A 24,531-nucleotide genomic window follows, 5' to 3' on the forward strand; every position below is an offset into this window, starting at 1 on the left:
TAGCGCCCATGATGCCGGTAGACCTCCAGGCAATCGAAGAAGTCCTCGGCCCATCCTGGTGACAGTTCACAGAATGGGACCGGCCAGTCTGTGGATTTCCGGTTCACGCAGGGACGCATAGGCTCGACGAGTGCCCCGCGTTCGAGCCGCCCACAGCCGCCCCGGATCGACCCGCCTGCATCCGACCGACGCGCGTGCGTACTGGATGGCGTCGAAGATTCCGAGTGACCAGTTTCTGCTGTACTGCTTCGCCAGCGAATCGGGAGACCTCGATTCCGAGGTGGCCCGATTGCACGAGCGCAGCAGCCGCGTCGAGGTCCTGAGTCGACGCATCAGCGACGTCGCGTGCGGCCTCGACTATCCCCGTTGGACCGAGGCGAGCCCGCGCTCCGACGCGATCTCCGTGCACCGAAAAACGAGCACGTGGTCGGAGTGCCTCGATGCGATCGCCGCATCGTTCGCACGTCAGGTCGACCCCCGAGTGTCCGTGTGGCACCTGCACCTGTATCCGAACATCGTCGATGCTCCCGGCGGCACGGCCCTCGTTGCCGTGCTGCAGCTTTCGCACGCGGCGGCCGACGGAACACTGGCCGCTCGCGCTGCTCGCGAGCTGTTCGGCACGCATCCACTCCCACCGGCGTGCGTCCAAGTAAAGCCTCGTGCGGCGTTCGAGTCGGCATCCACAATCGTTGCCGCCGCAACTCTTCCGCTTCGGCTGGCGCAGATGGTTCGCGGCGGTGTCCGCGCCCGACGCGACGCGCTGAGCCTCGGGCGAGGTACCGATTCGGGCGACATTCCCCCGCCCGCACATTCGCGCGCTCCGACCGACCTCGACGTGCCGCCCACCGGCCGGACGTCGGTGCGGACCATCGTGCTTCCGAAAACCGAGCTGCAGTCCGGCGGGACCACCGTCACCACGTTCGGGCTGACTGCAGTATCCGTTGCACTGCAACGGCTTCTCGGCGACGGTCCGGATCTGGCCGCCGAGGTCACCGTCGCCAGGGATGAGCGAGCCGACGCGCGAAACAATTTCGGCAACGTCGGCGTCGGACTGTTTCCCGCCGAACCGGACATTCGTACTCGCAGTCAGCTCGTCGCCGCCGATCTGGCTGCGCGCCGAGCTCGCGCGAATCATCCGCTGTCGCGGGCAGCCCGCGCCTCACAGGACGACGTCGAAGCACACGTGCCGGCGTTTCTGGCCGAATGGGGCGTCGCGCAGTTCGATCCGACCGCAGCCCCTCCGATGGTCACCGGGAACACCGTCGTGTCCAGTGTTTCGCGCGGTGCTGCAGACCTGACGCTCGGCGGCGGCCGCGTCCGATTCACCGCAGGTTTTCCGGCCCTGTCCCCCGCCATGAGCCTGACCCACGGAGTCCACGGCATCGGCGATACCGTCACCATCGGAATCACGTCGAACAGCGCAGCCGTACCCGACCCGGATCTGTACGAGGCTCTCCTTCGCGACGCCCTCGACAAGGTCCGCACTGCTCTGACCTGACCGGGACCGAACTGCCAGACAGTTCTCAGCATTTGTCGGGCGTCGGGCTCAGGTTCCCCGACCAGACTGACAGCCATGAGCCACGAAACGGTCACCGTACTCGCCGTCGGAGGTACCGGTGAATCACATCCGTCCGACCACCGGACGCGAGTGACGGGCCTGCTGGCCTGCGTCACCCGCGAGCTCGACGACCGCTTCGTCGACCGCTGGGTCGGCTATCCGGCGTCGTACGGTCCGGTCGCGCTCGGTGGACTCTGCTTTCGGCACAGCGCAGACATCGGTGTCCGGCGTCTACGCCGCACACTCGAGAGCACTGCCGGGCCGATTGCGCTGATCGGATACTCCCAGGGAGCGACGGTGGTGCGCGAGGTCCTCGGTCTCGTCCACGACGGGACGATCGACGGCAGCCGCATCGTTGCCGCTGGTCTGGTGTCGGATCCTCAGCAGCCGGTGGGTGCCGTCGACGGCTGCACCGGACGCGGCGTCGCCGGCGCGGGTCCGGCTCTGCCCGAGTCGATTCCGGTTCAGTGGATCGGTCTGAAGTCCGACATGATCTGCAACGCAAGCGACGACAGTCTCATTCGCGACGTTGCCGACCTGACCCGATGGATGTCGTTTCGCACCCCGAAAATCTGGCTGCGTGAACTACTGAAACTACTGCGCAGCAACAGCTTCCAAAACGCGACCCGGACGCGCCTTCGACCCTCGCAGTGGGCTAAGGATGTTCGACGCCTCCGCACGGCGGCCGCAGAATTGGGCGGGTATCTGCCGCAGTCGATGCGCTGGCGTCGATTCGAGTGGTCGAACCCCGGCGGTGGCCGACACATCGCGTATGCGCGCGAGGATTATGCAGACGGCCTCACCGGCTGCCAGGTTCTCGCCCGCTGGCTCGGCGAGCAGGCGGATCTACGGGAGAACCGACTCAGCCCTTCTCGGCCACAACGGCGAGCTGCCTGAGCCCCTTCTCGAAATCCGGTCCGACGAGCTTGTCCATCGAGAACACTTTTCCGATCAGAGCGAAGAGCTTGTTCTGCTTTCCCGACATACGCCAGGTCACTCGGGTTCCATCGGCGACGGGCTCGAGCAGGAACGCCGTGACGTTCCGATTCTTGAACGGCTTGGTGAACGCGAGGTCGAGCACGATCAGTTCTTCGGGAATCGACTCGGTGATGGTCATCGTCCCCGCGCCGGCCTTGCGGTTACCCGACCACGAGTACGACGCCCCCACTCCGGCGTCGGGACCGGTGTAGGTGCGCTGCAAACCAGGGTCGAGTCCCTCGTAGGGCGACCATTGCTTCCAATGGTGAAAGTTGTCGATCAGAGCGTGCACGGTGGCGGCGTCCGCCCGGACGAGGGCCGATCGCTCGACGAGTACCGGGTGGGTTTCGCTGACCATGACAGTTCCTTCATTTTCTTTTGCACAGGCAGAAGATGTGCCCCGCGGGATCGCGGTACACCCAGAACGAGGGCTGCGCGTGGTCGATGAGTTCGGCCCCGGCGTCGACGACGAAGTCCCTGGCCTGTTCCATGTCGTCGACCACGAGGTCCAGGTGGATTTTGATCCCGTCGTTCGGCCAGTCGATCGGAGTGAACTCCGGCGCACGCTGGAACGCCAACCGCAGCTCGCCCGGGCCGTGAATCACCACCCAGTCACCGTCGTCGCCGGCATGCTCCCAGCCGAGAATTGTGCTGTAGAAGCGGGCAAGCGCTGCTGGATCCGGGCAATCGAGCACCGTGTAGTCGACGGTGATCCGCGGTGGCGTCATGGCGGAAAGAGTAGCTGTCAGCCTCCGACGGCAGGGGCGATTGTCTCGAACCATGCGTCGTGCAGGTGCTGCTCCCAGTGGTTCCACCAGTGCACACCGGTACCGGTGATCTTGACGTTGGGTCGACCACCGACAGCCTGCAGCAGCGGAACGAATGCCCGGCTGCTCATGCCTGCGGCTGTTTCGAGCGGCACCATCTGCGCGAACCTGACCGGGTCGAAGCTGCTGCTGGCCGGGTTGAACACAGGGTCCGTGGCCGGTGAGCCACTTCCCGAGGAGACGAAGACTGCCGTGTTGCGCAGCGCACCGACGTTGAGGGACGGATCGTTGCGGATCCAGTCCGCAGACGGCCAGGTACCCCACATGTTGCGAGCGTTGCCGCCCATCTCGCCGACGGCGACGGCAATGCCCTGCGCGAATCCGGGGCTGCTGGCGGTCGGGTAGCCGCTGAACGAGGCGACCGCCTTGTAGAAGTCGGGGTGGTGGGCGGCCAGGTTGAGCGCCGAGGTTCCGCTCATCGACAGTCCGGCCACCGCGTTGTTGACGTTGTCGCTGCCGAAGCGATCGGCCATGAACGGAGGCAGCTCCTGGGTGAGGAAGGTTTCCCACTTCACGCGTCCGAGCTTGGGGTCGTCCCGCTGCCAGTCGGAGTAGAAGGTGCCGCCGCCGCCGAACGGGATGGCCACGTTGACGTGCTTGTCGGCGAAGAAGCTCTCGACGTCGGTCTCGATGAGCCAGCCGTTGTCGTTCTCGGGCGCGCGCAGGCCGTCGAGCAGATACAGGGTGGGTGCGGGGCCGCCGCCGGCAGCCTTGAGCACCTTGACCGGAATGTTCTTGTCCATCGACGGCGAGTAGACGTAGACGAGCTCGGAGTCGGCCTTCGCCACACCGGTCCCCATCAGCACCGTTGCCATCGTGGCGACCAATACCGCCACTACAGCGAGCACCAGACTTCGTATCCGACCATGCAGCATGAAGATTGTCCCCTTGTTCGTATCCAGCCGACCGTCTCGGGGAGGGTAACAGCCCGGTCACGGCAGCGCCTCTTCTAGCGCAGCGGGTTGTCGACGATCCACCACGCCGCATACGGCGGCAACCACACCGAACCGGTGTCGTCGACCTGCAGATCGTGCTGCGAGAGAACCTCGACCGGGGCCGGAATTCCGAGTTCGATCAGCTGCGCGTGCGGGAACGACCGATGTTCGGCGGTGACGTTGTAGAGGGCGATCAGAGTGCCGCTCGGATGCCGCCTGCGCACCACGAGCAGACCGTCGTCCGACTCGCTCTGCACGTCCACCGGTGCCTCGGCGTGCAACATCGGAAGTCCGGCGCGCACCTTCGCGATCCGAGCGATACCGTCGAACACCCGCTGCGCGTCGCTCCCCTGCCGGAATCGGCCGGCGCGATCGGCGTCGGTCACACGCGGCCGATGCACCCACCGGTTGTCCTCGGCATGAGCTGGTTCGTCGGCCCAGTTCGGATCTCCCGGGGAGCCGAGCTCGTCGCCGCTCCACACGACCGGAATTCCGCCCCAGCCGGCAATGATCGCGTGCGCCAAAAAGATTCGCCCGAACGCGCCGTCGGGATCCAGGCGGGATGTGCCCAGACCGGTCAGCGCGGCTGCGGTACCGCTGATCCGACGATCGCCGGTGTCCGGGTTGAACTGGAACACCAGGCCTTCGGCCCAGGAGCCGTCGAATTCGCCCGAGTACCAGTCGGCCAGAAAATGGCGATGCCCTGCGCCCGAGAGTCCGAGGGACGACGCGTCGCCGTCGTCGATGGCCCAGCCGATGTCGTCGTGGCAACGAACGTAGGTCACCCAGGTGCCACTCGGCGGCGTCGGGGGCAACGACGCCAGTGCATGCCGCGCCAAAGCCGTACTGCCCGTTGCCAACATCGACCACACCTGCACCATCAGCGAGTTGTGGTACGCAATGTCCGAGACCCGTCCGGTGTGCCGCCCCTGACCCAGGTACGGCAGCAGATCGCGGGGCCCGACGATCGCCTCGGCCTTGAACAGCGTGGCCGGAGCAGCGAGTCGCGCGGTGGCGCGCAGGGCCTGGGTGACCGCATGCACCTCGGGTTGATTCTGGCAGTTGGTTCCCAGCCGCTTCCACAGAAACGCGATCGCATCGAGGCGCAACACTTCGACCCCGAGGTTGGCCAGGTGCAGCACGATGCTCGCGAACTCCTGCAGCACAGCAGGATTGGCCCAGTTCAGATCCCACTGCCATTCGTTGAACGTCGTCCACACCCACTCGCCGAGGGTGTCGTCGAAGGTGAAGCTGCCGGGCGCGAAGTCGGGAAACACCTCGGGGAGAGTGCGCTCGTACGAGTCCGGGGTGGTGCGATCGGGATAGATCAGGAAGTAGTCTCGATACGTCGGATCACCTGCACGTGCCTTCTCGGCCCATTCATGCTCGCGCGCAACGTGATTGAGTACCAGATCGACCACGAGACTGATGCCGCGTCCACGCAGCGTCTCCGCGAGCGCCCGCAGGTCCTCGTTGGTGCCGAGGTCTTCTCGAACCGCGCGGTAATCCATCACCGCGTATCCGCCGTCGTTGTCGCCGGGCCGCGGTTGCAGCAGCGGCATCAGGTGCAGGTAGGTGACACCCAGATCGGTCAGATGGTCGAGCCGCTCGCCTACCCCACGCAGCGTCCGTCCGTACCGATCGACGTAACAGGCATAGCCGAACATGTCCGGCTGCTGAAACCAGTCCGGTTCGAGCAGACGACGCTGATCGAGCCGGTGCAGATCCTCGGGGCGGGCGGCGTAGGCGCGCGCGGCGATCTCCACCAGGGTGGCCGCCACGGCGTCGGGATCGGGGTAGACGGCCGTGACCGCGTCGTGCAGATCGGGAAACCACTGCTCGAGACGTAACTCGAACGTCTCGCATCGGTGGGCGGGAAGCTCGGCGAGGATCTCGCGGGTGACGTCGGAGACGGCGGGGTGAACCATGGACTCATTCTGGCATCGACCCCTGCGTACGGGCGCGCATACATCCGGTTACCGCGGGGTATGAGAGCGGCATGTCATTGCTGACCCGCACACTGGACACGATCCTCGACAGAGCAGTCGTTCCCGGATACTCCCGCATCGGTGCCACGGTTCGTCGGCGATTCTGGGCCGCGGATCCGACACCGTTCCCTTCCCCCATCGACATGGTGGTGACCGGCGCGTCGTCCGGGTTGGGCGCAGCCACCGCGAAGGAACTCGCCAGGTTGGGGGCACGGGTGCACCTGGTCGGCAGGTCGGCCGATCGGCTGGAGTCAGCGGCCGCCGCCATCCGAGCCGAGGTGCCCGACGCCTCCCTCGTGGTGCGCGAGTGCGATATCAGCAATCTCGACTCCGTGGCCGAATTGATCGCGGCTCTGGCGTCCGAGCTCACCGCGGTGCACGCTCTCGTGCACTGCGCCGGGGTCATGCCGGACGGACGGCAGCTGTCCGCGCAGGGGCACGAATCCGCTTTCGCAACCCACGTTCTCGGGCCGGTCGCGTTGACGGTCGGTCTGCGGGAGCTGTTCGACGCCGGATCGCGGGTCGTGTTCGTCTCGAGCGGCGGCATGTATGCGGTGCCGCTGCAGACGTCCGACTTCGAGTACGAGAACGGCAAGTACTCCGGTATGACGGCCTACGCCCGCACCAAGCGCATGCAGGTGGTGCTGGCCGAGCAACTGGCCGAACGCTTTTCGCTCGAAGACGATCCGGTCGTCCACAGCATGCACCCCGGTTGGGCGGCGACGCCCGGAGTCACCGGCTCGATGCCCCTGTTCGGTTCGGTGATGAAGCCGATTCTGCGCAACGCACACGACGGGGCCGACACCATCGTCTGGCTCGTCGCATCCGACCAGGCATTGACCAGTACCGGCACGTTCTGGCACGACAGGGCTCCGCGTCCGACCCACTACCCGTCGTGGCGGGGCGATTCACCACGCGTGCGAGATGCATTGTGGGCCAGCGTGGTCGAGGCGACGGGGATCGAGATCTGACGGCGTCACTTCTCCCGTGCGGGCCGTTTCAGCCCACCGACCGAATTCCGCACGAGCATCAGCAGGGTCAAACCGGTGCCGAAGCCCATCATGCACAGAATGACACCGACACCCGACTGCCCGGTGATATCGGTACTCGCTTCTACGCAGAACGCCGTCGAGAACCCTGCCGTCGTGCCCAACGCAGCGACGTGTCCCCCGGTCTTCGCCCATCGCGACAGGTGCGCGGCCAGCAGGCACAGCAACACGACCGTCGCGCCGCACGCGGCCACTTGCCAGGACGGGAACTCGGTCGGTGCCGGGAGCCCGGGTCCGCGGAACTCGCCCCGGTAGTCGGCAGACCAGCTGAGCCACCCTGCACACGCGACGAAACCCGAAGCGACCGCTAAAGATCCGGTGGCCCACAAGCCGAGCGGGCCGGTGCCCGTTCTTTCCCGACGCTTCGAGAACACAGCCCAGAGAACAAGGGCCCAGAACGTCGACGGCACGCCTACGAAAACGAAGACTATCCAGAGGAACTGAGACCACGAAAAGTCGACTGCCATCTCTCGACGCTATAGGACAAGAAGCATGTGGCCGAGATGCTTTCGCGTATCGAGCACATCGGCCCTCGATACGGGACGACGATCGCAGATGCACACGTCGGAACCGTCCTGGTCCTACGGTTGTGTTCGCAGACTGCCGTTGTGCAGCACGGTCACCAGCAGACTCGGAAGGCCGTTGACCGACAAGAGAACCGCCACCACGATCCCCATGGCCAGCCACGGCTCGGTCAGCCAGAAATAGTTGCCGAGCTGTAGCGCACCGAAAATACTCAGTAACCATCCCGCGGTCTGGGCACGTCGGGCGCGTCGGGCAGGTCTGACCGGATACGAACCGTTCACAGTGGGCAACGTACGGCCGAAGTTCTCACGAGCTGCAATTCGAGCGGCCACGATGTGGAACAGAACAGCGAACGTGAGGGCACATACTGCAAGCGACATGTGTCCGTCTCCCTTCCGATTCCCGTCAGCGCAGTCTCGCAGGCCGAGCAGCAGTACGCCAGGGGACAGGTGCAGACTTCGGTCGTCATGCCGAGGGCCTCGTCGGAGGCCTGCAGAGCCGAAGCGTAGAAGAGTGCAGGCTTCTCCAGAGCTGCTCGAATTCGATGTTGCGGTGCAGTGCCGACGCTGCCACGCTGTCGATGTGCGGATCGCTCTCATCGCCGATATTCACGGCAACATTGCGGCGCTCGACGCCGTCCTCGACGACCTCGAACGCCATCGCGTCGACTCTGTGGTCAATCTCGGCGATCTGTTGTCCGGCGGCCTGCATCCGCGGCGAACTGCGGATCGACTGATGGCGTTGGACTTCCCCACTATCGCCGGAAATCACGATCGCTATCTGCTCGAGCAACATCCCGATTCCATGGGTAGTTGGGATCGGCATGCCCATGATCGACTCGACGACAGGCATCGACGGTGGCTGGGCACGCTGCCGTTCTCACTCGAGCTGGATGGCGGAATCCTCGCAGTGCACGGAACACCCACCGATGATCAGCAGTACTTCCTGCATTCGGTGGACGCCAACGGCTCTCGCGAGGCAACCGATGCCGAAATTCTCCACCGGGCAGCAGATTTCACCGACAGAGCTGTCATCGCCTGCGGGCACACCCACTTGCAGCGACAGTGGACTCTCCCCAGCGGCACACTCGTGGTCAATCCGGGGAGCGTCGGCGCGCCCGCGTACGACGACGATCAGCCATACCCGCACGTCATGGAATCCGGGTCTCCGCATGCGCGGTACGCGGTACTCGACGACCACGATCGAGACAGCTGGACGGTCTCGTTCGAGCTGGTCGAGTACGACCACGTGGGTGCGGCAGAAGATGCCCGCGCGCACGGGATGAAGGACATCGCCGACGCCCTTCTCACCGGTTATGTCGGCCCTGGGCCGCACTTCCCGTCAGACTGATCGCGTGAAGATCACCGATGCCCAGCGCCGACACCGGCTCGTCGCGCAGCACTTCGCCCGCGCGTCGACCACCGAAGCTGTGGTGTCGTCACTGCTCGCATTGCATGCCACCGACCCGGCGACGGTGTACCTCTCGGTGTTGGCACGTGCTCGATCGCTGGGACTGTCCGATATTCGTGATGCGATGTACGAACACAGGAGCCTGGTCCGTCTGATGGCGATGCGGCGCACCATGTTCGTCGTAGCACACGGCGACGTCCCGATGATTCATGCTGCCGCGAGTCTCGGGGTTGCGCGCGCTATGCGAGCGCGGTTGGTCAAACAAGTCTCGACGCTGCCCACCGAACCGGTGATCGCCGACGTCGAATCCTGGCTCGCTGCAACCGAAGCCGAAACAGAATCGGCGTTGCGATCGATGGGGACCGCGACCGGAGCCGAGCTCTCCGCCGCCGTGCCCGGCCTCAAGACTGCGCTGCTGCCGACTACCGACAAGGTGTACGACGTCAAGCGGTACGTCACCTCGGAGGTACTGGTGATGATGGCCGCCGAGGGCAGATTGGTGCGCGTCGAACCGCGGGGCTCGTGGACATCGCGACGGCACGCATGGGCACCGATCGATCACTGGTGGCCGGACGGGATTGCCGTCTTGGACGAGACCGAGGCCAGGGCGGACTTGGCTCGACGCTGGCTCGAGGTGTTTGGACCTGCGACCCTCGACGACCTGCAGTGGTGGACGGGCTGGAACAAGACGCAGACTCGCGGAGCAGTCTCGGGCCTGGACACAGTAGCGGTCGAACTGGCCGAGGGCGATGGAATCATGTTGTCCGGCACTACCTTCGACAAACCTGCCGGCACGAGCATTATGCTGCTGCCAGCACTCGATCCCACGCCGATGGGATGGAAACACCGCGCCTGGTACCTGGGTGAGCACAAGGCTCCGCTGTTCGACACCTTCGGCAACATCGGCCCAACCATCTGGTCCGGAGGCCGCATCGTCGGCGGTTGGGCGGTGACCGGGTCCGGAGAAGTGGTGACCGAATTCCTGGAGGACGTCGGATCGACGGTGTCGAAAACAGTTGCAGCCGAGGCCGAACGGCTCACCACCCTTCTCGACGGCACCCCAGTGGTCCCGTCCTTCCCGACGCCGATGGAGAAGAAGCTGCGGGGAAAGAAGTAGCCGACACTTGCCTACGAATTATTCATCTGCCCACCGTCACAGTTGGACAGATGAACAATCTGTGGGCAAACGGTGGCGTCAGAACCGGTAGCGACCCTCGGCCCAGGCTCGTTCGGCCGGAGGTGTCACCTCATCGACAGGTTCACCGTCACGAAAGTACTGCGTGTGCAGGATCCGGCCTGCGTCGACGGCTTCCTGCCAGGCCTGAGTCGGGCCTTCACCGAACCAGAGCCACGGGGTGATGTCGTCCATGATCACGATCGATTCTGCGGTAGCGAGCGTGCGCAGATCGTCGAGGTCTGCGCGCGCACCCTCCGCCGAGTGGTCCCCGTCGATGAAAATGACGTCGAACCGCATGTCCGGATGGCCCTTCGCATAGGCCGCGATGGTGGTGTGCGAATCACCCTGGATCAGGGTGTGGCGGCCCGGAAAGTGTTCGTCGATATGGGCTTTCGCGGCGTCGCTGTAGGCGTAGGCGGCAAGGTCGAAGGACACGACGGTCAAGTCAGGCGAGGCGTCGAGGAACGCCCAGCTCGAGAAGCCGGCATTGAAGCCGACCTCACAGATCAGCTTCGTACTCGGCCGTGCCGCGAGCGAGGACAAATATGCTTGCTCTGCCTCATCGGCTCCACGCTCGAAAGGTTCTCCAGCAGTGGCTGTCTGGTTTACCAACGCTTCGAGTTCCTGCAGACCCATCTACGTTCTCCTATCGTCTGATTCGGAGCGTAGCCAACTTCGATTGCCCGGGCTGACAACGGCCCGGGCGGTGGCGTCAGCCAGGCGCATCGACGGTCAAGCCGTGCGCCTCTGCGGCCGCCGCCAGCCTGAGGTCATAGGCGACGAACGCCGTGAGATCGTCTCGAACCGACAGTGCGCTGGCCAGATGGATCGCATCGAGGGTGCGCAGCATCGGGTCACCGACATCGGCGGCCAGGTCGGTTGCACTCGAATCGATGGAGACCAGATTCATCTGCGCTACAACTGCCCGAGCAGTGGGCACAGAGCCCGGTGCGTATCGACGCGTTGCGCGCACGACTTCGATTTTGGCCAGTTCGCTACTGACCCAGGGCACTCCCGCTCGCTCTGTCAGCCAGGTCTCTAGGACGTCACTTTCGGCCTCGTCGAAGATGAGCTTGAGCACAGCCGACGAATCGAGGTAGATCACCGATCGTCACGGATCTCGTCGAGCATCGATTCTGTGGATACTTCTGCGCGCACTCGTTCGGGAAACCGAACCGGAAGAGTTGCGGCCGTCAATCGCCCTTCGGCAACGAGGCGATCGACAGCGGTGCGACCAGGGTCGGGTGGCACGAGCAGCGCCACGAGCTTGCCACGATCGGTGACCTCGACGGTTTCGCCGGCCTTCACCCGCGCCAGGTAGCGGCTGGCGTGTTGCCGTAACTCCCTGATGCCGATTCGCTCCATCGCACCAAAGTAGCACTTCATGTGCTACTGCGCGCGAGGATTCGCGTTCCGCCAATTGCAGGTGAGGTTTCTGCAGCAAGCCGTCTGACGGCTGCCTGTCCGGTCTTCCGGACTCCAGCTCTCCCATCGCGATTCGACGTTCGGAAACTGTCCTCGACCGACAAACGAGGGTTGCACGTGATCAGCGATGTGCTTTACTGACCGCGTGATGACCCGTGCGCAGTTCTGGTGGCCGCTCTAACAGCGGCTTGCAAAATTGTGCATTCGGCCGCCTGTCGTGCGGCCTGACAACTCCCTTCGCGGAATCTCACACGGGTTTCACGTTCAGGCGGCTGCCTACCGAGGAGGCCGACCACCTTGTACGACGAAAACGAGCTCAACCGACCCGCTCCGAGACTGGGCGAGATACTCGTGAGCTCTCGATCGCTCGCGGAGTATCGAGCAATGTTCTCACTCACCGAGGATGACCTGAACAGTCGAATCCTCGATTGCCCGAGCGGTGCAGCATCTTTCACCGGTGAAGTGAACGGACTCGGCGGCAAAGCCACAGCGTGCGACAGCGCCTATTTCGATGCCACCCCTGCCGACCTCGCCGCTATCGCGATCAACGAGGCGGGGCGAGGCAACGCCTTCGTCCACACCCACCGTCACGATTACACATGGACATACTTCGCCGACCCGGATCACCACGAACGGATCCGAGAAGATGCGGCAGGCCGGTTCGCAACGGATATCAACGATCATCCAGAGCAGTACGTTCCGGGCAGGCTCCCTTCACTGCCGTTCGGCGATGACAGCTTCGACCTCGTGCTCAGTTCCCATCTGTTGTTCAGCTACTCCGATGTTTTCGATCACCAGTTCCACATCGACTCCATCACCGAACTGGCCCGCGTCAGCCGCAGTGAGGTGCGTATCTTCCCTCTGGTCGCCGTCGGCGAGTCAACACCGTATCCACATCTCGGCGAACTACTCGAGAATCTCGCAGATTGCGGGATCGACTGCCGGATCGTGAAGGTGGACTACGAGTTTCAGCGGGGTGCAGATGAGATGCTGGTCTGCAGTCGGGGGCCGACCCAGTCAGTCGATCGAAGTGAGAACCACCCAGAGGAATGGATCCATCGGTGAGCGCATCTTTCGACTACCGGGTCAATTTTTCCGTCGACGACGCAGAGTTGTCGTCACTCCATCACAGGGCGTTCGGCGGGGAGTACGAACCCACTCCGTGGCGGGCCCGATTGGACACGCACAGTAAATCGTGGGTGGGCGCGGCATCGGAACGACCCTCGTAGCACGCATCGTCGCGGATCTGCGAGGGTCAGGGATCGAATGGGTACACGTGGACTACGAACCGCACCTGCGCGAGTTCTACTCTGCCGGATGTGGATTCAGAGAGACCACCGCGGGGCTGCTCCGGCTCGAATGAGGTGGTCCCGAGGTCGGAGGTCTTCGCACTCCGCAGCTGCAATCCGAGGTTCTTGCCTACGAATTATTCATCTGCCCACCACCACAGGTGGACATCTGAACAATCCGTGGGCAAACGGTGGCGTCAGAAGGCCTAGCGGCCCGCGGCCCACGCGCGGGCAGCCGGAGATGTCACCTCGTCGACAGGTTCACCGTCGTGGAAGTACTGCGTGTGCAGAATCCGGCCTGCGTCGACGGCTTCCTGCCATGCCTTGGTGGGGCCTTCACCGAACCAGAGCCACGGGGTGTTGTCGTCCATGATCACTGGGGAAGCTACCGATAGACGTCCCGACGATGAGCAATTGCGATCACTCGCACGACAATTCGATCTTCATAGATTTGGTAGACGACACGGAACTCACCGCGCCGAGCCGAAAACTTACCTTCCAGTCGATCTCGAAGCGGCTTCCCGACTCGGTACGGATTCTCCGCCAGCGGACCACGAATGAATTCCCAGCAGGCGACGGCGATTGATTCGGGTAACTGGTCGGTGAGCGCCTTGCGAGCCGCGGCGGTCAGTTCGATCGCATAGCTCACTTCGGAAGCCGACCACGCTCACGCATCTCGGCAGTGACGTCGTCGAGGGAGTAGACCTCGCCTCGATCCTCCGCCGCCTCGGCGTCCCTGATTTCTGCCATCAACGACTGATCACCGAGGATTTCGAGCGTCTCCATGATCGAGTCGTAGTCGTCCGCGCTGAGCATGACCACCGCACGACGACCCTGCCGGGTGACTTCGATCCGCTGATGAGTACGGACAGTCTCGTCGACGAGTTTCGACAAGTTTGCTCGAACTTCGGCAAGCGGCAGGGTCGTCATGTACAGAATTCTAGCGCGAAGAACCGTGGACACCCCGGTCCTGCTGGGGCTTCCGTCATGGCGAGCCTCGTTGTCCCGCCGGGGCCCGCGGTCGACCGAACGCGCTCAGTCGACCACCGAACGGACGATCTCGGCGATTCGATGCGCCGTTTCCTCGTCCACGGTCTCGAAAAACCACGCCGCCGGCATCAACTCCCCGTCCGTGCCACCGGCAGCGCGGAAGGCCACCTTCTCGGTGATCGCCAGATTCAATCGATCGTCGTTGCGCAGTGTCACAAGCGCCGGCGTACTCGCCGACTTCGCATAGGCGGGCATTCCGTACCAGATCCGCGGCTTCAATGTGGGGGCCGCGGACACGATGATGTCGTGTACACGCTGCATGACCGAACGCCGCGGTTCGTCCATCTTCGAGATCTTCTCGATCACCTGAGTCAGGTTCTTTTCGTCCTTCGACGACATGTCATGTCCTTTCGTCAACCGATGTCGGGCATCGGCGGAATGAAGATGGCGCATTCCTGCGCCGCACCCCATCCGGACATGTCCTGAGCTGGTCAGGCCTCTCCTCGATGATTCACGTGGTTGCCACGTGGAAGCGCAGTCGGTGGCGCTTACCACCGCGGTAAGAATATCCGACACTCGGTGGTACTGCGCCACCGATTCTGCGGATTCGTCGACTAGACGTTGAAGCGGAACTCCACCACATCGCCGTCGGACATGATGTAGTCCTTGCCCTCGATGCGTACCTTGCCTGCGGCCTTGGCCGAGGCCATCGAACCTGCCGCAACCAGGTCGTCGAAGGACACGATTTCGGCCTTGATGAAACCGCGCTCGAAGTCGGTGTGAATGACACCCGCTGCCTGGGGTGCGGTGTCACCTCGATGAATTGTCCACGCGCGGGCCTCTTTCGGGCCAGCGGTGAGGTAGGTCTGCAGGCCGAGAGTGTGGAAGCCGGCGCGGGCGAGAGCGTCGAGGCCGGGCTCGGTCTGTCCGACCGATTCGAGCAGTTCCGCTGCCGACTCCTTGTCGAGTTCGAGCAGTTCCGACTCGATCTTCGCGTCGAGGAACACGGCATCGGCGGGCGCGACGAGGCGCGCGAGTTCACCGATCTTCGCGTCGTCGGTGAGCACCGACTCGTCGGCATTGAACACGTAGAGGAACGGCTTGGTGGTGAGCAGCTGGAATTCACCGAGCAGCTCGAAGTCCAGCTTCGCCTTGGCCGAGAACAGCGTCTTGCCGTCGTTCAGCACGGCCTGCGCGGCCAGCGCTGCGTCGAGTGCAGGCTTGCGATCCTTCTTGATCCGCACCTCTTTCTCGAGGCGCGGGATGGCCTTCTCGAGGGTCTGCAGATCGGCGATCGCGAGTTCGGTTTCGATGACCTCGATGTCTGCGGTCGGGTCGACGCGACCGTCGACGTGCACCACGTCGTCGTCGGCGAAGACACGAACGACCTGGCAAATGGCATCGGCCTCACGAATGTTGGCGAGGAACTTGTTGCCCAGGCCTGCGCCCTCGGACGCGCCCTTGACGATGCCGGCGATGTCGACGAACGACACCAGCGCGGGCACGAGCTTCTCAGAACCGAACACCTCGGCCAGCTTCTCGAGCCGGGGATCCGGCAGCGCGACCACACCGACGTTGGGCTCGATGGTGGCGAACGGATAGTTCGCGGCCAGCACATCGTTGTTGGTCAGTGCATTGAAGAGGGTGGACTTGCCGACGTTGGGCAGTCCGACGATTCCGAGGGTGAGGCTCACGGTCTATGGAGTCTACTTTGACGACACCACCAGCTCGGACAGTGCCCGGCCAGCGTCGATACTCGAAGCGCCGAGGGGTGCAAGAACGACGTGATCCGCTCCCGCCTCGTGGTGCTCCGCCACCCGCGAAGCGATCTTCTCGACGCTCCCCCACGCGACCAGGGCGTCGACCAATCGGTCGCTGAGCTGGTCGACGTCGGCATCGGTGAATCCCATGCGCAGAAAGTTCTGCCGATAGCCGGGAACCGTGGCGAGAAAGCTCAGCGGCTCACGGGCGGCTGCACGGGCACGATCCGGATCGGACTCCACGACGACGAACTGATCGACGACCAGCTCGGCCGTCCCCAGGCAGTGCCTCGCCTGCGCCGTCCACTCAGGCGTCACGAGTAGCCCGATCGCGCCGGCAGCGCGGTCCCGGGCCATCTCCAACTTCTTGGGTCCGAGCGCCGCGAGCAGAATCCGATCCGACGGCACAGCCAACTCGTCGAGGTAGCGGTGCAGCCCCGCCAATGGCCGCGCGGTTTGCGGCCCACCGAGCCCGAGGACGAATCGACCCGACTCTGCGAGTTCCTCGAACAGCTTTCCTGTCTGCTCGGGTGAGAACACGTCGACAGGCACGATCCCGGGGACGATGGTGGCGGTCTCCGTGGCACGGACCAGATCGACCAACCTGCCGAGTCGATCGATCTGCCCGCCCGAGGGCCACAGCGCTGTGAAGCCGTACGACTCCAGCGTGCGTGCGTCGTCGAGATCCGACGGTGAGAGGCCGATGGAAATGCCGATTCGGCCGAGGTTCAGTGTGTCCATGCCCCCGACGCTAAAACCTCGAGTTATGTCGAGGTCAAGTGTTGGGACCTAGTACGAGTTCGCGACGACCAGAGCAATGAAGGCGAAGTACAGAACTATGAGGACGACGAATATTCCCAGCGACAGTTTCCCGAAGAACCCGGCACGATTCGACGAATAGAACGCGCCCTGAGCGTCTCCCATCATCCACAGCGGGTGCACCTTCAGTGCGTGATTGAACGCGGGGATGGCCAACGGCCAGAAGAAAATGATGGCAACGACGGCCCACCCCGCATTGGACGACGGCAGAGTCGACGCCTGCGCATAGGGCTGCGCTGCCGGATAGGGCTGCTGGATCTGCTGGAACTCCGACTGCTGGTACGGATTCGACATGATCATTTCCCCCGATTGTTCGATGACGGACAGCTAGTAGGACGCCGCACCGACCCGTTGGGTTCCATCGAATTGAATCCGGGCGATCTCGAGTTCAGGTGGTGATCGCCGAATTCGGATCCCAACTCGCCAAGATCGGCAGAATCTCGGCAGTACTCGATCCTTCCTCGACCGTATAGACGACGAGACTCTGATCGGGCTCGCTGGGCGAGGTCAACAGCTCGATTCTGAACTGCAGGGTGCCTGCTGCCGGGTGCTGAATGATCTTGGTTGCGCCCGCGAATTCGGCGACCTCATGATCGCTCCACCATCGCTCGAAGCAAGACTCGCTGGAACGCAATTCGTCGATCAAGGAAATGAGCGCGCGGTCCCAGGGTCGACGAGCGAGGTCGCGGCGCAGACCGGCGACCGAGGCGGCCGCGAACTGCGACCAGTTGACGATTCGCTCACGGGCGATGGGATTGCGGAACAGATAGTGGAAGAGCGAGTCTCCGGCCGACGACGGCAGACTCAGCACCGATCGAACCAGCGCATTGCTGGCCAGGATGGCGCCGCTGCGACCGAGCAGAAGCACCGGAACGTGATCGAGCGCCTTCATCACCTGGAGCAACCCTGCGTCCGGCTGCTGCACAGCGTTGTCCATCGACGCGGCAGGGGACGCGAGATCGAACAGATGAGCCGACTCCACCTCGTCCAACCTCAACGCCCTGGCAATAGCTCGCAGCACCTCGATCGAGACGTTTGCCTGCCGACCCTGCTCGAGTTTGCTGTAGTAGTCCGGGCTCACCCCGGCCAGCGCAGCAAGTTCTTCCCGCCGCAGTCCGGGCACTCGTCGGGCACCGGGATACGTGTGCAGTCCGGCCTCGATCGGGGTGATGCGGTCGCGCCGATCACGCAGAAACGCGCTGAGGGCGGACCTGTCTTTGTTCACGAATTCCACAGTAGCGACCTGGGCGATCACCAACCTGGTCATGACAGACCTAGGCAGAGTGACGCCTGGTTGTCCGTGTGCACCGTCCGTAGACATGACCTCATGACTTCTTCTGCACCACAAAGACTTATCGGACGCACCGCCGTCATCACCGGATCCACCAGCGGAATCGGTGCCGCGATCGCCTCGACTCTCGCCGCGCACGGAGTGTCTGTCGTCGTCAGCGGCCGCGACTCCGCGAAGGGTTCGGCGGTGGTGGATCGAATTTCCGCGGCCGGCGGCACCGCGAGCTTCGTGCCGGTGGACCTCTCCGGCAGCTACCAGAACATCCGCGACTTCGCCGGGGCCGCCACCGATGCGCTGGGAGGTCGCGTGGACATTCTCGTCAACAACGCCGGCATCTATCCCGCCACCGCAACCGCAGATCTCGCCGACGAGCAACTCGACGCCATGCTTGCCGTCAACGTCCGAGCTCCGCACGTGCTCGTCGGTGAACTGGCACCGGCCATGGCCGAGCGCGGCAGTGGCGTCATCGTGAACATCGGCTCGTGGATGGCCACGATGGGGAGCCCGTTCGCCGCGATGTACTCCGCAACCAAGGCCGCCGACGAACAACTCACTCGCAGTTGGGCCGCCGAGTTCGGTCCGCGCGGTGTGCGGGTCAACGCCCTCGCACCCGGTGCGACGTTGACCCCGGGCAACGAGGATGCGCGAGAGGTGTTGGATGCCATGACCGCAGGAACGCCCGCGGGCACAGTGCTCTCGCCGCAGGACATCGCGAACGGTGTGCTGTTCCTGGTCTCCGACGACGCCGCGATGGTGCACGGCACGACGCTCTACGTCGACGGCGGTATGACGGTCACCCGCGGATGAGCAGCGCCTACACCGCGCTTCAATTGTTTGGGTTGACAAGAACTGCGAAGGAGACCAGGAAGTTCTTCCGATCACAAGGGATCGTAGCGAGAAGGGGCAGCAGCTCCCGCGCTGCGGCGCGGGCAAGATCCGGATTGGACTCGACCACCACGCCCTTATCGATGACGAGCTCGGCCGCCCCCACAGGTACCCGCGCCTCAGCCGTGTACTCAGTCTGCACGAGCAACCCGATTGCGCCGGCACACAGTCTCGGGCCATCTCCAAATTTCTTCGGGCCGAGCGCCGTAAGGGATCCGATCGTCGGGCACGGCAATGTCGTCCAGAATGACATGCAGTGCGGCTAGCAGTAGGGCACACCCAGGCCAAGGCCGAACCGACCCGACTCTGCGACTTCCTCCAACAACTCCCGGTCTGCTCGGGCTGCAAGACATCGACCTCACGATGCCACGAACGATGGTCGCCGTCTCGGTGGGACGGACCAATTCCACCAGACTGCCGAAGCGATCGATATGCCCCGCGGGCCACAGAGCTGTGGAGCCACTCAACACGCGCATCGTCGAGATACGTCGACAGGTCAATTGAGATGCCGATTGTGCCAAGATCGAATGTATCGATGACTACGACCCAAAACCTCGAGCAATGCCGAGGCCAGGGGGAAAAGACCCGCCGAATTGCCGGCGAATGTAACGTCTCATTCCCGCCGGATCCGATTGAGTTGAACTGACAAGCTGGGATTTCGACGTCGTCCGACGTCGGAATCTGCTAGTTCAATCAGGAGTAGAAGTCGTGCTGAAAATTGCTGTCGTTACGGGAAGTACGCGCGGCATCGGCGCTGCCAGCGCCGCCGCTCTGGGTCGTGCAGGGTTCACCGTCGTCGTCACCGGACGTTCTCGAACGGACGTCGACACATCGGTTGAACAATTGAAAGGCAGTGGAATCGACGCGTCGGGAGTAGTCCTCGACGTCACGTCACCGCAGAGCGTTGCAGCGGCGGCTATCGAGCTCGCCGCACAATTTGGACACATCGACGTCCTTGTCAACAACGCTGGCGTTCTCCCGGAGGCCACGTCTCAGGGAGCGTCAATCGTCGATCCGACCGTTGCAGCAGGCACGTTCGCGACCAACGTCATCGGACCGCTGAATGTGATCGAGGAATTTTTGCCGCTGATCCGCAAAAGCACAGCAGGCCGAATCGTCAATGTCACGACCAGGATGGGTTCACTCGCCGAACAAGCTGACCCGACTTCGCCATACTACTCGATGGTTGTGCCGGCATATCAGGCGTCGAAAGCAGCACTGAACAGTGTCACCATCAGCCTGTCGAAGTCGTTGGCCGACAATGGGATCGTGGTCACCTCGGTATGTCCAGGGTTCGTGCAAACCGATCTGACACCGGTCAACCGCGATCAGGCTACGACCACACCGGAGGAAGCCGCGCGCGTGATCGTGGCTGCGGCGACGCTCCCCAGCCCATCGGAATCCGGGACGTTCATCGACGCAGACGGGCCCATCCGCTGGTGATTAGCAAAAGCAGCGCTCAGACCGCGCTCCAACTGCTCGAGTTGATCAGAATCGCGAAGAAGACGACGTAGAAGGCGATGAACACGACGAAGAAGACCACCCAAATCCACAGAGCGATCTGCCCAAGCTTCTTTGCCCTTTCCGACGCGTACTGCGCTCCTTGGAAATCTCCTACCGCCCAACGTGGGTAGACATTCGAGGAGTGGGTGAAGGCCGAGAACGCGAGGGGCCAGAAAAATAGTAGTGCCGCCACCGCCCAACCGACGTTGGACCGCGGCGGCGGGGGTGGTGGTGGTGCGTACTGTGGGTAGGGCTGATTCGGGTCCGTCATGGACGGCACTGTAATACTTAGCTATCCGATTGTCTTCAGCGTCGAGGTCGCCTCGGCCAACCGAGTGACTGCGTCCCAATCCTCTTGTGCGACGGCCGAAGCCGGAGTGAGCCACGATCCCCCGACGCATCCGACGTTGGGAAGCGCCAGGTAGCTCGATGCATTGGCGGTGGAGATTCCACCCGTTGGGCAGAAGCGTGCGGCCGGGATCGGCGAGTGGATCGACTTCAAGAAGTTCGCACCGCCGGATGCCTCGGCCGGGAAGAACTTGAGCTCGGTATAGCCGGCCTCGAGGAGGGTGAGCACCTCGGACACCGTTGCGGCACCGGGCAAGTGAGGCAGCCCGGTGTCGCGCATCGCCTTGGTCAGCGACGGCGTGCAGCCGGGCGAGACCAGGAACTGTGCGCCCGCGTCGGCGGCCTGCTTGGCCTGGCCGGGAGTGATGATCGTGCCTGCACCGATGAGAATGTCGGGAACCTCGGCGGCGATGCGCTCGATGGCGTCGAGCGCCACCGGAGTCCGCAGGGTCAACTCGATGACGGGAACTCCGCCCGCCACCAGGGCGCGGGCGATCGGAACGGCGTGTTCGAGATCGTCGATGACGACGACGGGAATGACGGGTACGCGGTCGAGCAGGGATGCAGTCACGGTTTTACTTTCTCTCGAATCGGGTTCTCGGGTCAACGCATCACGAACATCGCGCCCTCGTCGGCCGGACCGACGAGCGCACGCATTCCTGAGAACAGATCACGACCGGTACTCGACCACTCGTCGGCGTCCAACACGCGACCGGTGACCGGCCGTGCCTCGAACTCGGCGAGCGGAACGTCGATCGACAATGTGCCACCGAGTGAATCCACAGTGATCACGTCACCGTCCAGAATTTTCGCAATCGGTCCACCGCTCGCGGCCTCGGGCGTGAGATGAATTGCCGCAGGCACCTTTCCGGAGGCTCCGGACATGCGGCCGTCGGTGATCAGCGCGACGGACCGGCCGCGGTCCTGCAGGATGCCCAGCGCGGGGGTGAGCTTGTGCAGTTCGGGCATGCCGTTGGCCTGCGGTCCCTGGTACCGCAACACCGCGACGAAATCGGTGTCGAGCAGGCCGGCATCGAATGCTGCGAGGAAGTCCGCTTGATCGTCGAACACCCGCGCCGGACCGCTGACCACCCGATGCTCCGGCGCCACCGCAGAGGTCTTGATGACACACTTGCCGATCGGGCCGGTCAACATCTTCAGCCCGCCGTCGGCACTGAACGGCTCGGTTGCGCCGCGTAACACGCTGACATCGTGACTGATTCGAGTTCCGTCCTGCCACATCACGCCGTCGCCGTCGAGCTTCGGCTCCTGGGTGTAGCGCGAAAGCCCCTTGCCCGCAACGGTCGTGACGTCCTCGTGCATCAGTCCGGCGTCGAGCAGCGATCCGATGACGAACCCGAGACCGCCTGCTGCATGGAAGTGATTGACGTCAGCCTGGCCGTTCGGGTAGATCCTGGCCATCAGCGGCACCACGGCCGATAGATCGGACAGGTCCTGCCAGGTCAACGTGATTCCGGCGGCCTTCGCGATGGCGACGAGGTGCATCGTGTGATTGGTCGAGCCGCCGGTGGCGAGCAGTGCTACGCAGCCGTTGACGATCGACTTGACGTCGACGACCTCCCCCACCGGCGTGTAATCGTCACCGAGCGACGTCAGACCGGTGACGACGTGGGCGGCCTCGCGCGTCAACGCGTCGCGCATCGCGGTTCCGGGGTTGACGAACGACGACCCCGGCAGGTGCAGACCCATGACCTCCATCAGCAGCTGATTGGAATTGGCCGTTCCGAAGAACGTGCAGGTCCCACTGCCGTGATACGACGCGGCCTCGGCGTCGAGCAGAGCCTCGCGGCCCACCTTGCCCTCGGCGTAGAGCTGGCGCGCTTTTGCCTTCTCGCCGTTGGGGAGTCCGGACGTCATCGGACCGGCGGGCACGAACACCGCGGGAAGATGGCCGAAACTCAGTGCGCCGATGAGCATTCCGGGGACGATCTTGTCGCACACCCCGAGCATGAGGGTGGCGTCGAACATGTCGTGGGACAGGGCGATTGCGGTCGACATCGCGATGATGTCCCGACTGAAGAGCGAGAGCTGCATGCCGTCGCGGCCCTGGGTGATGCCGTCGCACATGGCGGGGACTCCCCCGGCGAACTGCGCGATGCCACCGGCATCGATGACGGACTTCTTCAGCACGGCGGGGTAGTTCTCGAACGGCTTGTGCGCCGAGAGCATGTCGTTGTACGCCGAGACGATGGCAATGTTGGGCTTGACCATGCCGCGGAGCGCTTGCTTGTCGGCCTTGCCGGAGGCAGCGAAGCCGTGGGCGATGTTGGCGCAGGCGAGGCGACCGCGGGCCGGGCCTCGATCCCCTGCGGCGGCGATTCGAGCGAGGTAGGCGGCGCGAGCGGACTGGCTACGGTCTGCGATGCGGTCGGTGACCTGCCGCAGGACCGGGTGAAGTGTGTCCATGAGTATCTCCGATGTTCGGTCTCTCATCACTCACCTTAAGGCCGCTTAGGTCGATCGACAACCCAACTTATGTTTTTCAAAGTTATAAGTGGGACTTCTTAGGCTGTTGCCGTAAAAGTTGCCAGTTGGTTGAATGGCGTCTATGTCGATGCCGCGCCTGAGCGCTCCACCTGCGACGGCAGGTGAGGTTTTCGCTCTGGTTCGCGACGGAGAAGCAGACACCCGTGCCGAGTTGGGCCGGATCACCGGACTGTCGCGGTCGGCCGTCGCCTCCCGCGTCGCCGCACTCACCGGCCTCGGCTTGGTCATCGAAACCGAGGACACGCACTCGACCGGCGGCAGGCCCCCGGCGAGACTGTCCTTCGACATCGACGCCGGTGTCGTGCTCGCCGCCGCGATCGGACGCAGCCGCTCCCAACTGGGCGTCTTCACCCTCGGCGGCGAATTGCTCGCGAGCGACACCGTCGACCAGGAGATCGGCGTCGGTCCGGACGAACTGATGCCGCAGATCACCAAACGACTGCAGGCACTTCTCGACGAGTCGCACCGAACCGGACACCGCATCCTCGGGGTCGGGCTGTCCATCCCCGGCACCGCCGACACCGACCGAGGGTGCAGCCTCGACTCGCCGATCATGCACGGCTGGGACGGGGTGCCGCTGGCACCGTTCTTCGCCGACACCACGTCGGCTCCGGTGTTTCTCGACAACGACGCCAACGCGATGGTCCTCGCCGAACGTCGGGACAACAGAGATCGCTTCCAGAACGCCCTGTTGGTCAAGGCCTCGACGGGTCTCGGTGCCGGGATCGTGGCAGGCGGTGCGCTGCAACGTGGATCACTGGGAGCCGCAGGAGAATTCGGCCACACCAAGACCGTAGCCGCCGCAGGGGTCGCCTGCCGATGCGGCGACAGCGGCTGCCTCGAAGCCATCGCAGGCGGCTGGGCACTGGTGCGCGCACTCAACGAGCAGGGCCGCGAAGTCGGCCACGTGCGTGGCGTCGTCGACCTCGCGGTGAGCGGCGACCCCGAAGCACGCAGGCTCATCCGCGACAGCGGTCGCCACATCGGCGAAACCCTGGCCGGGGCCGTGAACCTGCTCAACCCCGAGGTACTCATCATCGGCGGCGACATGGCGAACGCCTACGACATCTTCGTCGCCGGGCTGCGTGAAACCGTCTACGGAAACGCCACCGCCCTGGCCACCAAGGCCCTCACCATCCAGGCCACCACCCACGGAGACCTCTCCGGGGTCATCGGCAGCGCCGCGCTGGTACTGGATCAGGTGCTCAGCGCCCGCGCCGTCGACGACGCCCTGGGTAGCTGACCGGCGGGCTTTCATCGGCACTA

The 24,531-nt window shown here is 64.0% G+C and carries 30 protein-coding genes; 9 read left to right on the forward strand and 21 right to left on the reverse strand.

Features of this window, described 5'->3' with window-relative positions; all coding sequences use genetic code 11:
- Window positions 1-130: 130 nt before the first annotated feature.
- A complete protein-coding gene (locus QM615_RS16045; protein ID WP_149407576.1) occupies window positions 131-1,498 on the forward strand; it encodes a WS/DGAT domain-containing protein in 1,368 nt (455 codons plus the stop codon).
- 75 nt (window positions 1,499-1,573) lie between these two features.
- Window positions 1,574-2,455 (forward strand): alpha/beta hydrolase family protein, encoded by an 882-nt coding sequence (locus tag QM615_RS16050; protein WP_149407575.1) that lies wholly within the window; start codon window positions 1,574-1,576, stop codon window positions 2,453-2,455.
- On the opposite strand, the gene QM615_RS16055 is transcribed toward QM615_RS16050, so the two are convergent.
- The 4 genes from QM615_RS16055 to QM615_RS16070 form a co-directional block, all read right to left on the reverse strand.
- Window positions 2,421-2,894 carry an SRPBCC family protein gene (locus QM615_RS16055; protein ID WP_149407574.1) on the reverse strand — a complete coding sequence of 158 codons (474 nt, stop codon included), beginning with the start codon at window positions 2,892-2,894 and terminating at the stop codon, window positions 2,421-2,423. The genes QM615_RS16050 and QM615_RS16055 overlap by 35 nt on opposite strands.
- Before the next feature lie 10 nt (window positions 2,895-2,904).
- A complete protein-coding gene (locus tag QM615_RS16060) occupies window positions 2,905-3,264 on the reverse strand; it encodes a VOC family protein (protein WP_149407573.1) in 360 nt (119 codons plus the stop codon).
- Between the two features lie 17 nt (window positions 3,265-3,281).
- Window positions 3,282-4,238, reverse strand: coding sequence for an alpha/beta hydrolase (locus tag QM615_RS16065; protein ID WP_094641227.1), 957 nt, complete (start codon window positions 4,236-4,238; stop codon window positions 3,282-3,284).
- A gap of 74 nt (window positions 4,239-4,312) precedes the next feature.
- Window positions 4,313-6,226: an alpha-amylase family protein gene (locus QM615_RS16070; RefSeq protein WP_149407572.1), complete on the reverse strand. Its 1,914-nt coding sequence runs from the start codon at window positions 6,224-6,226 to the stop codon at window positions 4,313-4,315.
- Between the two features lie 71 nt (window positions 6,227-6,297).
- Here QM615_RS16070 and QM615_RS16075 point away from each other — a divergent pair, with 71 nt between their 5' ends.
- A complete protein-coding gene (locus QM615_RS16075) occupies window positions 6,298-7,257 on the forward strand; it encodes an SDR family NAD(P)-dependent oxidoreductase (protein WP_128645365.1) in 960 nt (319 codons plus the stop codon).
- Window positions 7,258-7,262: 5 nt separating this feature from the next.
- On the opposite strand, the gene QM615_RS16080 is transcribed toward QM615_RS16075, so the two are convergent.
- The gene (locus QM615_RS16080; RefSeq protein ID WP_149407571.1) at window positions 7,263-7,802 is read right to left on the reverse strand and encodes a hypothetical protein; all 540 of its coding nucleotides are present in this window, start codon (window positions 7,800-7,802) and stop codon (window positions 7,263-7,265) included.
- 114 nt (window positions 7,803-7,916) lie between these two features.
- Window positions 7,917-8,240 carry a hypothetical protein gene (locus QM615_RS16085; protein ID WP_128645364.1) on the reverse strand — a complete coding sequence of 108 codons (324 nt, stop codon included), beginning with the start codon at window positions 8,238-8,240 and terminating at the stop codon, window positions 7,917-7,919.
- Between the two features lie 133 nt (window positions 8,241-8,373).
- Here QM615_RS16085 and QM615_RS16090 point away from each other — a divergent pair, with 133 nt between their 5' ends.
- Together QM615_RS16090 and QM615_RS16095 are read left to right on the forward strand one after the other, a co-directional pair.
- A complete protein-coding gene (locus QM615_RS16090; RefSeq protein ID WP_237669107.1) occupies window positions 8,374-9,210 on the forward strand; it encodes a metallophosphoesterase family protein in 837 nt (278 codons plus the stop codon).
- 4 nt (window positions 9,211-9,214) lie between these two features.
- Window positions 9,215-10,387 carry a winged helix DNA-binding domain-containing protein gene (locus QM615_RS16095; protein WP_128645363.1) on the forward strand — a complete coding sequence of 391 codons (1,173 nt, stop codon included), beginning with the start codon at window positions 9,215-9,217 and terminating at the stop codon, window positions 10,385-10,387.
- A 78-nt stretch (window positions 10,388-10,465) separates the two neighbouring features.
- On the opposite strand, the gene QM615_RS16100 is transcribed toward QM615_RS16095, so the two are convergent.
- From QM615_RS16100 to QM615_RS16110, 3 genes are all read right to left on the reverse strand, one after another.
- Window positions 10,466-11,083 carry a class I SAM-dependent methyltransferase gene (locus tag QM615_RS16100; RefSeq protein ID WP_128645362.1) on the reverse strand — a complete coding sequence of 206 codons (618 nt, stop codon included), beginning with the start codon at window positions 11,081-11,083 and terminating at the stop codon, window positions 10,466-10,468.
- A 76-nt stretch (window positions 11,084-11,159) separates the two neighbouring features.
- On the reverse strand, window positions 11,160-11,552 hold the full coding sequence (locus tag QM615_RS16105; protein ID WP_128645361.1) for a type II toxin-antitoxin system VapC family toxin: 393 nt from the start codon (window positions 11,550-11,552) through the stop codon (window positions 11,160-11,162).
- Window positions 11,549-11,812: a type II toxin-antitoxin system Phd/YefM family antitoxin gene (locus QM615_RS16110; protein ID WP_128645360.1), complete on the reverse strand. Its 264-nt coding sequence runs from the start codon at window positions 11,810-11,812 to the stop codon at window positions 11,549-11,551. The genes QM615_RS16105 and QM615_RS16110 overlap by 4 nt, the downstream gene beginning before the upstream one ends.
- 444 nt (window positions 11,813-12,256) lie before the next feature.
- Between QM615_RS16110 and QM615_RS16115 the strand changes: the two genes are divergently transcribed.
- Window positions 12,257-12,937 (forward strand): class I SAM-dependent methyltransferase, encoded by a 681-nt coding sequence (locus QM615_RS16115; RefSeq protein ID WP_128645359.1) that lies wholly within the window; start codon window positions 12,257-12,259, stop codon window positions 12,935-12,937.
- Between the two features lie 430 nt (window positions 12,938-13,367).
- Here the strand turns inward: QM615_RS16115 and QM615_RS16120 are convergent, their stop codons facing one another.
- The 8 genes from QM615_RS16120 to QM615_RS16155 form a co-directional block, all read right to left on the reverse strand.
- Entirely contained in the window at window positions 13,368-13,532 is a 165-nt protein-coding gene (locus QM615_RS16120) for a hypothetical protein (RefSeq protein ID WP_187298424.1), read from the reverse strand.
- 14 nt (window positions 13,533-13,546) lie between these two features.
- Window positions 13,547-13,810: a type II toxin-antitoxin system RelE family toxin gene (locus tag QM615_RS16125; RefSeq protein ID WP_121873313.1), complete on the reverse strand. Its 264-nt coding sequence runs from the start codon at window positions 13,808-13,810 to the stop codon at window positions 13,547-13,549.
- A complete protein-coding gene (locus tag QM615_RS16130; RefSeq protein ID WP_128645358.1) occupies window positions 13,807-14,091 on the reverse strand; it encodes a type II toxin-antitoxin system Phd/YefM family antitoxin in 285 nt (94 codons plus the stop codon). The genes QM615_RS16125 and QM615_RS16130 overlap by 4 nt, the downstream gene beginning before the upstream one ends.
- Window positions 14,092-14,196: 105 nt before the next feature.
- Window positions 14,197-14,550, reverse strand: coding sequence for a DUF1801 domain-containing protein (locus QM615_RS16135; protein ID WP_128645357.1), 354 nt, complete (start codon window positions 14,548-14,550; stop codon window positions 14,197-14,199).
- A 215-nt stretch (window positions 14,551-14,765) separates the two neighbouring features.
- Window positions 14,766-15,845 (reverse strand): redox-regulated ATPase YchF, encoded by a 1,080-nt coding sequence (gene ychF / locus QM615_RS16140; protein WP_032380545.1) that lies wholly within the window; start codon window positions 15,843-15,845, stop codon window positions 14,766-14,768.
- 12 nt (window positions 15,846-15,857) lie between these two features.
- A complete protein-coding gene (locus QM615_RS16145) occupies window positions 15,858-16,652 on the reverse strand; it encodes a TIGR03620 family F420-dependent LLM class oxidoreductase (RefSeq protein ID WP_149407570.1) in 795 nt (264 codons plus the stop codon).
- A gap of 48 nt (window positions 16,653-16,700) precedes the next feature.
- Entirely contained in the window at window positions 16,701-17,030 is a 330-nt protein-coding gene (locus tag QM615_RS16150; protein WP_149407569.1) for a CD225/dispanin family protein, read from the reverse strand.
- Window positions 17,031-17,118: 88 nt separating this feature from the next.
- A complete protein-coding gene (locus QM615_RS16155; protein ID WP_149407568.1) occupies window positions 17,119-17,955 on the reverse strand; it encodes a helix-turn-helix transcriptional regulator in 837 nt (278 codons plus the stop codon).
- A gap of 102 nt (window positions 17,956-18,057) precedes the next feature.
- Between QM615_RS16155 and QM615_RS16160 the strand changes: the two genes are divergently transcribed.
- Entirely contained in the window at window positions 18,058-18,828 is a 771-nt protein-coding gene (locus QM615_RS16160) for an SDR family NAD(P)-dependent oxidoreductase (RefSeq protein ID WP_149407567.1), read from the forward strand.
- A gap of 19 nt (window positions 18,829-18,847) precedes the next feature.
- On the opposite strand, the gene QM615_RS16165 is transcribed toward QM615_RS16160, so the two are convergent.
- A complete protein-coding gene (locus tag QM615_RS16165) occupies window positions 18,848-19,159 on the reverse strand; it encodes a hypothetical protein (RefSeq protein WP_149407566.1) in 312 nt (103 codons plus the stop codon).
- 455 nt (window positions 19,160-19,614) lie between these two features.
- Between QM615_RS16165 and QM615_RS16170 the strand changes: the two genes are divergently transcribed.
- On the forward strand, window positions 19,615-20,349 hold the full coding sequence (locus QM615_RS16170) for an SDR family NAD(P)-dependent oxidoreductase (protein WP_223145660.1): 735 nt from the start codon (window positions 19,615-19,617) through the stop codon (window positions 20,347-20,349).
- Between the two features lie 16 nt (window positions 20,350-20,365).
- Here QM615_RS16170 and QM615_RS16175 read toward each other — a convergent pair whose 3' ends face one another.
- The 3 genes from QM615_RS16175 to edd are packed head-to-tail and all read right to left on the reverse strand — an operon-like array spanning window position 20,366 to window position 23,184.
- Window positions 20,366-20,680: a CD225/dispanin family protein gene (locus tag QM615_RS16175; protein WP_149407565.1), complete on the reverse strand. Its 315-nt coding sequence runs from the start codon at window positions 20,678-20,680 to the stop codon at window positions 20,366-20,368.
- A 21-nt stretch (window positions 20,681-20,701) separates the two neighbouring features.
- Window positions 20,702-21,328 carry a bifunctional 4-hydroxy-2-oxoglutarate aldolase/2-dehydro-3-deoxy-phosphogluconate aldolase gene (gene eda / locus QM615_RS16180; protein WP_149407564.1) on the reverse strand — a complete coding sequence of 209 codons (627 nt, stop codon included), beginning with the start codon at window positions 21,326-21,328 and terminating at the stop codon, window positions 20,702-20,704.
- Between the two features lie 32 nt (window positions 21,329-21,360).
- Window positions 21,361-23,184, reverse strand: coding sequence for a phosphogluconate dehydratase (gene edd, locus QM615_RS16185; RefSeq protein ID WP_149407563.1), 1,824 nt, complete (start codon window positions 23,182-23,184; stop codon window positions 21,361-21,363).
- A gap of 142 nt (window positions 23,185-23,326) precedes the next feature.
- On the opposite strand from edd, the gene QM615_RS16190 reads away from it, so the two are divergent.
- Window positions 23,327-24,508: an ROK family transcriptional regulator gene (locus QM615_RS16190; RefSeq protein ID WP_121873320.1), complete on the forward strand. Its 1,182-nt coding sequence runs from the start codon at window positions 23,327-23,329 to the stop codon at window positions 24,506-24,508.
- The last annotated feature ends 23 nt before the right edge of the window (window positions 24,509-24,531 follow it).

Source organism: Rhodococcus sp. IEGM 1341 (assembly GCF_030056895.1).
Classification (GTDB): domain Bacteria; phylum Actinomycetota; class Actinomycetes; order Mycobacteriales; family Mycobacteriaceae; genus Rhodococcoides.

Excerpts from the sequence above, each read along its gene's own strand:
- QM615_RS16065 (WP_094641227.1), bottom strand. The coding sequence starts at position 4,238 with ATGCTGCATGGTCGGATACGAAGTCTGGTGCTCGCTGTAGTGGCGGTA.
- QM615_RS16110 (WP_128645360.1), bottom strand. The coding sequence starts at position 11,812 with ATGGAGCGAATCGGCATCAGGGAGTTACGGCAACACGCCAGCCGCTAC.
- QM615_RS16130 (WP_128645358.1), bottom strand. The coding sequence starts at position 14,091 with ATGACGACCCTGCCGCTTGCCGAAGTTCGAGCAAACTTGTCGAAACTC.
- QM615_RS16165 (WP_149407566.1), bottom strand. The coding sequence starts at position 19,159 with ATGTCATTCTGGACGACATTGCCGTGCCCGACGATCGGATCCCTTACG.
- QM615_RS16150 (WP_149407569.1), bottom strand. The coding sequence starts at position 17,030 with ATGATCATGTCGAATCCGTACCAGCAGTCGGAGTTCCAGCAGATCCAG.
- QM615_RS16050 (WP_149407575.1), top strand. The coding sequence starts at position 1,574 with ATGAGCCACGAAACGGTCACCGTACTCGCCGTCGGAGGTACCGGTGAA.
- QM615_RS16055 (WP_149407574.1), bottom strand. The coding sequence starts at position 2,894 with ATGGTCAGCGAAACCCACCCGGTACTCGTCGAGCGATCGGCCCTCGTC.
- QM615_RS16120 (WP_187298424.1), bottom strand. The coding sequence starts at position 13,532 with ATGGACGACAACACCCCGTGGCTCTGGTTCGGTGAAGGCCCCACCAAG.
- QM615_RS16070 (WP_149407572.1), bottom strand. The coding sequence starts at position 6,226 with ATGGTTCACCCCGCCGTCTCCGACGTCACCCGCGAGATCCTCGCCGAG.
- QM615_RS16175 (WP_149407565.1), bottom strand. The coding sequence starts at position 20,680 with ATGACGGACCCGAATCAGCCCTACCCACAGTACGCACCACCACCACCC.
- QM615_RS16100 (WP_128645362.1), bottom strand. The coding sequence starts at position 11,083 with ATGGGTCTGCAGGAACTCGAAGCGTTGGTAAACCAGACAGCCACTGCT.
- edd (WP_149407563.1), bottom strand. The coding sequence starts at position 23,184 with ATGGACACACTTCACCCGGTCCTGCGGCAGGTCACCGACCGCATCGCA.
- QM615_RS16075 (WP_128645365.1), top strand. The coding sequence starts at position 6,298 with ATGTCATTGCTGACCCGCACACTGGACACGATCCTCGACAGAGCAGTC.
- QM615_RS16135 (WP_128645357.1), bottom strand. The coding sequence starts at position 14,550 with ATGTCGTCGAAGGACGAAAAGAACCTGACTCAGGTGATCGAGAAGATC.
- QM615_RS16115 (WP_128645359.1), top strand. The coding sequence starts at position 12,257 with ATGTTCTCACTCACCGAGGATGACCTGAACAGTCGAATCCTCGATTGC.
- QM615_RS16060 (WP_149407573.1), bottom strand. The coding sequence starts at position 3,264 with ATGACGCCACCGCGGATCACCGTCGACTACACGGTGCTCGATTGCCCG.
- QM615_RS16160 (WP_149407567.1), top strand. The coding sequence starts at position 18,058 with ATGACTTCTTCTGCACCACAAAGACTTATCGGACGCACCGCCGTCATC.
- QM615_RS16190 (WP_121873320.1), top strand. The coding sequence starts at position 23,327 with ATGTCGATGCCGCGCCTGAGCGCTCCACCTGCGACGGCAGGTGAGGTT.
- QM615_RS16085 (WP_128645364.1), bottom strand. The coding sequence starts at position 8,240 with ATGTCGCTTGCAGTATGTGCCCTCACGTTCGCTGTTCTGTTCCACATC.
- QM615_RS16080 (WP_149407571.1), bottom strand. The coding sequence starts at position 7,802 with ATGGCAGTCGACTTTTCGTGGTCTCAGTTCCTCTGGATAGTCTTCGTT.
- QM615_RS16145 (WP_149407570.1), bottom strand. The coding sequence starts at position 16,652 with ATGGACACACTGAACCTCGGCCGAATCGGCATTTCCATCGGCCTCTCA.